The organism is Marinimicrobium sp. UBA4209, assembly GCF_002381585.1.
Classification (GTDB): domain Bacteria; phylum Pseudomonadota; class Gammaproteobacteria; order Pseudomonadales; family Cellvibrionaceae; genus Marinimicrobium; species Marinimicrobium koreense.
Map to the genome: position 1 here is coordinate 221 of NZ_DFTP01000046.1, position 6,851 is coordinate 7,071.

The 6,851-nt window shown below is 61.2% G+C and carries 5 protein-coding genes; all 5 read right to left on the bottom strand.

The genetic code is table 11. The features are described from left to right. The coding region (locus B3187_RS06340) for a hypothetical protein (RefSeq protein WP_286805190.1) at nt 1-217 on the bottom strand (217 nt) is incomplete at its 3' end. Continuing rightward, nucleotides 214-2,037 carry a DNA helicase RecQ gene (recQ, locus tag B3187_RS06345; protein WP_286805191.1) on the bottom strand — a complete coding sequence of 608 codons (1,824 nt, stop codon included), beginning with the start codon at nt 2,035-2,037 and terminating at the stop codon, nt 214-216. The genes B3187_RS06340 and recQ, both read right to left, overlap by 4 nt. Before the next feature lie 577 nt (nt 2,038-2,614). Then, nucleotides 2,615-5,113 (bottom strand): glycoside hydrolase family 9 protein, encoded by a 2,499-nt coding sequence (locus B3187_RS06350; protein ID WP_286805192.1) that lies wholly within the window; start codon nt 5,111-5,113, stop codon nt 2,615-2,617. A gap of 29 nt (nt 5,114-5,142) precedes the next feature. Further along, nucleotides 5,143-6,288 carry a hypothetical protein gene (locus B3187_RS06355; protein WP_286805193.1) on the bottom strand — a complete coding sequence of 382 codons (1,146 nt, stop codon included), beginning with the start codon at nt 6,286-6,288 and terminating at the stop codon, nt 5,143-5,145. A gap of 171 nt (nt 6,289-6,459) precedes the next feature. Beyond that, a partial coding sequence (locus B3187_RS06360; RefSeq protein WP_286805195.1) for a glycoside hydrolase family 6 protein occupies nt 6,460-6,851 on the bottom strand: 392 nt, incomplete at its 5' end.

The window sequence follows — 6,851 nt, forward strand, 5'->3', positions numbered from 1 at the left end:
TCATCACCGAGGCGATGATCTGGTGATAGAAGGTGGGCGTGGTGATGGTGTCAAAGGGCTCGTTGCCCCCGACGTAGTAGTGCCAGATCTGATGCGCGTGGAACCCCTCGTCCGAGGCCGGTCCACCCAGCACGCAGGAAGCCGCGTAGCCAAAGACCACGCCGGCCCAGACAACCAGCCAGAGCGCACCGCGGTTCGCCCCGGCGTCGGCTTTCACTGGGCGTGCTCCAGGGCCTCTGGATTGCCCTGGAGCACCTCGAGGAAGTCGGCGCCAAAGCGTTCCAGTTTGCTGTCCCCCACACCGCTGACATCGAGCAGCTCACCCGGGGTCTGGGGCCGTCGCTCCAACATATCCCGCAAGGTCACATCGTGAAAAATGACGTAGGGAGGCACCCCGTGCTCTTCCGCCAGCCGGCGCCGGCAGGCGCGCAACGCCTCCCACAAAGGACGATCCGCCTCGGTAATATCGGCATCGGGGCGACGGGCGGTGCGGGTGCTGGTGGGCTTGCGGGTACGGATATCCCGGCGCAGGTGCACCCGCTGCTCGCCGCGCAGAATCGGTCGGCAACTCTCGGTCAGTTGCAGCCCGCCAAAGCCTTCCGGGTCCACATCCAGATAACCGGCCGCGACCAGTTGGCGCAACACGGCCCGCCACTCATCGGCGCTCATATCCTGACCAATACCGTAGGTGGACAGCTTGTCATGCCCCTGAGCCAGCACTTTTTCGTTACTGCTGCCGCGCAACACATCGACAATATGGGTGGCGCCAAAACGCTGGCCGGTGCGGTACACGCAGGAGAGTGCCTTCTGCACCGCCTCGGTGGCATCCCAGGTCTGGGGCGGGGTCAGGCAGGTGTCGCAATTGCCGCAGGGCTCATCCAGCGTATCGCCAAAATAGCGCAGCAGAATCTGCCGTCGGCAACTGGTGACTTCACACAGGCCCAGCATGGCGCTCAGGCGCTGCTGCTCCTGGCGTTTGAACTGGTCATTGCCTTCGGACGCGCCCATCATCTGGCGCAGCTTCACCACATCCTCCAGCCCGTACAGCAGCAGCGCCGTGGCGGGCTGGCCATCGCGTCCGGCCCGGCCGGTTTCCTGATAGTAGGCTTCAATGCTTTTGGGCAGATCCAGATGGGCGACAAAGCGCACATCGGGTTTATCAATGCCCATGCCGAAGGCGATGGTGGCCACCATTATGATGCCGTCCTCGCGCAGGAATCGGCTCTGGTGGGTTTCCCGCAGGTTCCCCGGCAAGCCGGCGTGGTAAGGCAGGGCGTTAAACCCCTCTTTCTGCAACCACTCGGCGGTCTGCTCCACTTTTTTGCGGGACAGACAGTAGACGATGCCCGACTGCTGGGGGTACTCGTCTTTGAGAAAACCCAGCAACTGGCGTCGCGGATTGTCCTTCTGCTGCACCCGATACTGAATATTGGGCCGGTCAAAGCCGACGATAAACTGCCGGGCCTCTTCGAGCTGCAGCCGCTCAATGATCTCTTCCCGGGTGCGCATATCCGCGGTGGCGGTCAGGGCGATACGCGGTACCTGGGGGAATTCGTTGTGCAGCAGATCCAGACGCAGGTAGTCGGCCCGGAAATCGTGCCCCCACTGGGCCACACAGTGCGCCTCATCAATCGCAAACAGGGCGATGTTGGCCTGGTGTAGCAGATCAAGGGTGCGCGGCTGGATGAGTCGTTCCGGGGCGATGTACAGCAGGTCCAGCTCACCATCGAGCAGGGCCCGCTCGGTGTCCACTACATCGGGCCAGGCGAGGGTGGAGTTCAGAAAACCGGCGCGCACGCCCAGCTCCCGCAGGGCGGTGACCTGGTCTTGCATCAAGGCGATCAGGGGGGAGATGACGATGCCGGTGCCCGATCGGGCGAGGGCGGGGATCTGATAACAGAGGGATTTGCCGCCGCCGGTGGGCATGAGCACGAGGGCGTCCTGGCCTTCAATGACGGCGTTGACGATGCGTTCCTGTTGGCCGCGAAAGTCGTGATAGCCGAAGACGTGCTGAAGAATGTCCTGAGGGTTCTGCATGGCGGGCAGTATACTGGGCGCCCCCTTTAAATGGTAGGCCACCCGAGGAAGAACGCGTAGGTCGGATTAGCGATAGCGTAATCCGACGAATGGTTTTTGGACTTCGCTCCGAATGCTACGGGAGGGTATACCTTTCCAAGAGACGGACTGAGCGCATCTCCACCCAGAACCTATCGGTTTGCATCACGTTCGGGCCAAGGAGGGGAAGCCCTTTCAAGACACGCCGTAAACCCGGTCCCCTTCGCGCTCCCGGCGCTTCGGGACACTTCCCACATCCATGTGGGGCGTCCACGGGGGCTCGACGCGCGGAGTCCCTCCGCTTACGGTCTTGAAAGGGCTTCCCCTCCTCGGCCCTAAATGCCTAATCTAACCCTATTTATGAACACCATAAGTGTCAAAACAAAAGGGGCTATTTCCCGAGACGTAAAGCCCGCTCCGCGGAGGGAGGGTATACCGTTTCGGGACCGTCACCCGCCTGGACGGCGGGTGTCGAGCCCCCATGGATGGGTTTACGGCGTGTCCCGGAACGGTATACCCTCCCGCAGCACTCTAGTCGAAGCACAATGCAACGACAGAGTCAGTCACACACGCTTCCATTTACCTCTGGCACTTGCGCGGAACCGCTGCCGCCCTTGCTCACCTGGAAGCCGAACTCCACGGACTGGCCCGGTTGCAGGGTGCCGTTCCAGCCCAGATCGGTGGCGGTATAAGGGTTGCTGCCAGAGACCTGTGCGTTCCAACTGTTGGTGACCGACGAGCCATCCGAATACTCCCAGTTCACCGACCAGCCATTGATCGCCTGGGCTCCCGTGTTGCTGATCAGAATAGCCGCAGTGTAGCCCGTGCTCCACTCATTGCTGATCTGATACTCACACTCGGCCAGGCCACCATTGTCGGAACTTGAACTCGAGCTGGACGACTCACTGCTCTCGGATTCGCTGCTGCTCTGACTGCTCTGCGAACTGGAGCTGGACGAGGAGCTGCTGTCGTCACCGACAATACCATAGGGGTCCGGCTGGGACTCGCAGGTGCTCGGCGCGATGCAGCTCTGGTTATCCTCCCAACCCCAACCGCTCTGGGTCTGTTCGCACAGCGGGTACAGCGTGCCGTACCAGTTGCACTGTTGCCCTGCGGGTTCGGAAGACGAGGAGCTGGACGACGAACTGCTGGAGCTGCTACTGGAACTAGACTCGCTGCTCGACGAACTGGAGGATGAACTGCTGGACGAGGAGCTCGAGGAAGAGCTGGATGAATTGCCCCCTTCGGCGTAGTCATCATGGAAGGCGAGCACCCAGGCCAGCGCACTGTTCCAATTGATGGTGATCTCGTTGGTGGACCAGGCCTCGATATCATCCAGGTAGCAGGTGGCCGGAGCCGATTCGCAGCCGCTCAGGGCATTGCGGGAAACGTCGTCCTCCAGGCCGTAGTTCGGACCGCCGGCCAATGCACCGGGCGGTAGCCACGGATAGCTGCCATCAAGGGCGCCGGCCCAGAACCGGTGGTGCGGTTCGGTCAACGCGTCTTCGCCGTGCCCGGAGACAAACGAGAACGACAGGGTATTGCGACCGAAGAGGTAATCAATCCCCGAACCCACACCGTGAGCATACTGATCGTCTCCGGTGAAGTCGTAGGCCAGCCCCAACAGGAACAGCTTGTTGGCGATCACATTGTTCGACCCCCAATAGTATTCCTCATCAGTATTGGGCACCCGATAGCCGGTGTTGGCAATGGTGATCAGATGCGTGTCGGCCACCGACTGGATGTACTGTCGTGCATCGCTGCGCAGGCTGGCGGTGTGCTCGGACGGCACCGTGGCAAGGGACATGACCCCTGGCAGTTCCGTATCGGGCCAACCCCAGTCGATACGCTCCAGTTCATAGTTCTGCAGCGTCGGCAGGTAACGGCTGTCACCCGTGGTGATGTAAAGCTCTGCGGCGGCCCAGTAGAACTCATCGGCGGGCTCGTCGTCGCCGTAGGCGCCGCCACCGTTGTCGTAACCGCTGGTGTAGACATCCCCCGGATTCGCCTCGGCGGCATCCCAGGCGCGCTCGGCGGCGGTCAGGCAACGATCGGAAAACTCGCTGTCGATGCCGGCCCAGATACGGGCACATTGCGCCGCTGTTGCCGCCAGGTTCAGGGTGGCGGTCACACTCGGCGGTACCAGCGCCCGGGCACTGCTGTCTTCGTGCGGCGCCAGCGGCAGACCGGTCCAACCAACGTCATGCATTTTGTGGTGCGCCATACCGGCTTTGGCTTCGCCCTGCGGAACCTGCATGGACAGCAGGAACTCCATTTGCCAGCGCACTTCGTCGAGCAGATCGGGGATGCCGTTACCGCTCTCGGGAATGTTCAGCGTACCGTCGGCAAAGCGATCCAGGTTGCCGCCCAGGTGCAGGGCGCGCTCATACATATTGAGCAGCTTCCAGGCCGAGATGCCGCCATTGACCACATACTTGCCGTGATCGCCAGCGTCATACCAGCCTTTGGTCACATCGAGGGAATAGTTACAGGTGCCCTCCCAACAGGGAACATCGTAATCGCCCTGGTTGACGCCCTGATTCAGATGGCCGGCCGGACGAGCCCAGCGGGCATCGCTCGCGTAGCTGGTGTTGCCACCGCCGGTGTACTGGGTTTCGATCTCGATGCCGCTGCGGTTGTGGTAAAAGTATTTCAGCGAGTCGTATAAGGGGCCGGTAAAGTTGTCGGCCGAAATGGAAAACGGGTAGCTCTCATCGCCGTCGATCATCAGCACATAGCCGTCACCTTCCACCGTGACATCGGAAAAGCCCAGCTGGTGTACGTGATCACCGGACGCCGGATCCTGGCCGACCGGCACGGTTGTGCCCTCGGCGACCAATGAGCCATTCTGATACAGACTCCAGGCTTTGCCTACCGTGCTGTCGCTGACATAGGTGGCCACTTTTTCGCCGTTGGGCAGATAGCCCACCTGATTGACCCGGGGGTTACCGACTTCCGCGAATGCCTGAGAAGCCGTTGCCAGCAATACCGCACTGGCGAGGGTGTTACGAGCCACGGTAAACCGTGACGATTGCCGATTTGAAGCAGTTACCTTCATGATTATTATCTCCGATTATTGTTGGCGGTTCAGTTCCATTGCAGTAACGACTCGGGGGCGACGCGCTGATGCAACTCACGCACCTCCTTGCCCTCGAGATCCATCGTGCGCACAGACAAAATTCGCGCATCGAGTGTGTCGGCGTATAAGAATCCGATGTGGCGCTCGTCCGGGGAAAACACCGGCGCCCCATGTCGGCCTTCGCCCTGAGTGAGCTGACGGGCATTGCCCGACCGGTCACTGAGAAAAATCTGCATGCTGCCTTCGTATACCTGTTCGCGTTGCGCCTCGTCGTAATGGAAATCAAAATCCACCAGAGCCGCATAGAGCAGCGCATCACCGTCCGCCGACCATTGCACAGGGTTCTGTACATGGTGCTCCGGATTCGATAAACGCCGGCTTTCCCCACTTGCCAGGTCATGCACGTATAACCGGCGGGCGCGATCCGGGCTATTGACGATGTAGGCCACAGCAGAGCCGTCAGGGGACCAACTGACGCCGGTAATGACAGCGCCATTCTGTTCAGGCTGCAGACTCGGAAAGCCCGGCTCGTCTTCCCCCGGGGCCGCGACGAACTGCAGGCGCGATCGACCGGGATCAAACACCACCACCGCAAGAGCACGTCCGTCGGGAGCCCAGGCGTAGTCGAGAATGTCCCGGGCCTGAGTGACCGGAGTCGCGCCGCGCGCATTGAGCTCGACCACTTCCAGTGCGGCATTCCCGGGCCGGGCGTGAATATAGGCCACCGCCTCGCCGCTCGGGCTGAAGCGGGGCGATACCGCACTGTCGTCAGTGTCGCTGATGAGCTCGGGCTCGGCATTGCCGGGTTCGAGCAGGAAGATCTGCAAGCGTTCGCGATCTTTGTCCAGATGAATCTGATCGCGACCGTGACGGTTGGACATAAACACCAGCGTTCCCTGCGGCGACCAGTGCGGTTGTAAATCCCGCCAGCGCTCGCTGACCAGAACCGGCCCGCTTTCCCCGGTCGGGGACACCCGCTGCAACTGGGTCACCGGGCCCATCTTTTTCTGTACAAACGTCAGTTGGCCGGCCGCTGTGGCCGACGAGTGGGATGTGGTCTGACAGCCCGTCAGGCCGGTCAGCACCAGAATCAGCGCGCCGAGCACACACTGAAATCTTGGGTAATATTGAGACCGTAAAAATGTGTTGTTCATGCAATAACGCTCAATCAAAGCCTGGCTGATTGTTGGCTGGCAAACAGAAGCGAGACGCCTCTATTGCGATTCGTACATCGGGAAGCACACCACCGCCCGAAGGCAGTGGTGTGCGACCGGCGGCGAAAGGGGGGAACACCGCCGGTCAATTTCACCTGTTTCCGCACAACATCAATCCAGCGGCGGATAGGCGTTCTGCAGGTACAGCTCGAAGGCCTCCGGGAACCAACGACCGGCATGCGGTGCATTGGGCAATGCTCCGGTGGGAACCCCGGCGTCTTCGTTGTTTTCATTGGGGTTACACATGCCATCGTGCTGCTTGGCCGGATCGTTCGGATCTGGCTCGAAATCCGGATCGGAGATACCGTCGGATTCACCCTGCGGTTTCACCCAGACATAGGCGTCGAGGCCCGGAGCCGGATTGGCTTGGGGACGCTCGCCCACACCACCGGGCTGGTTACACCAGTTCCCGCGATGGTGACGACGGTCGATGCGCGACTCATCCACATAGGTATCCAGATCCGTGCTGGTCGACACGCCCGTGGGACGATCCGGTCCACCCC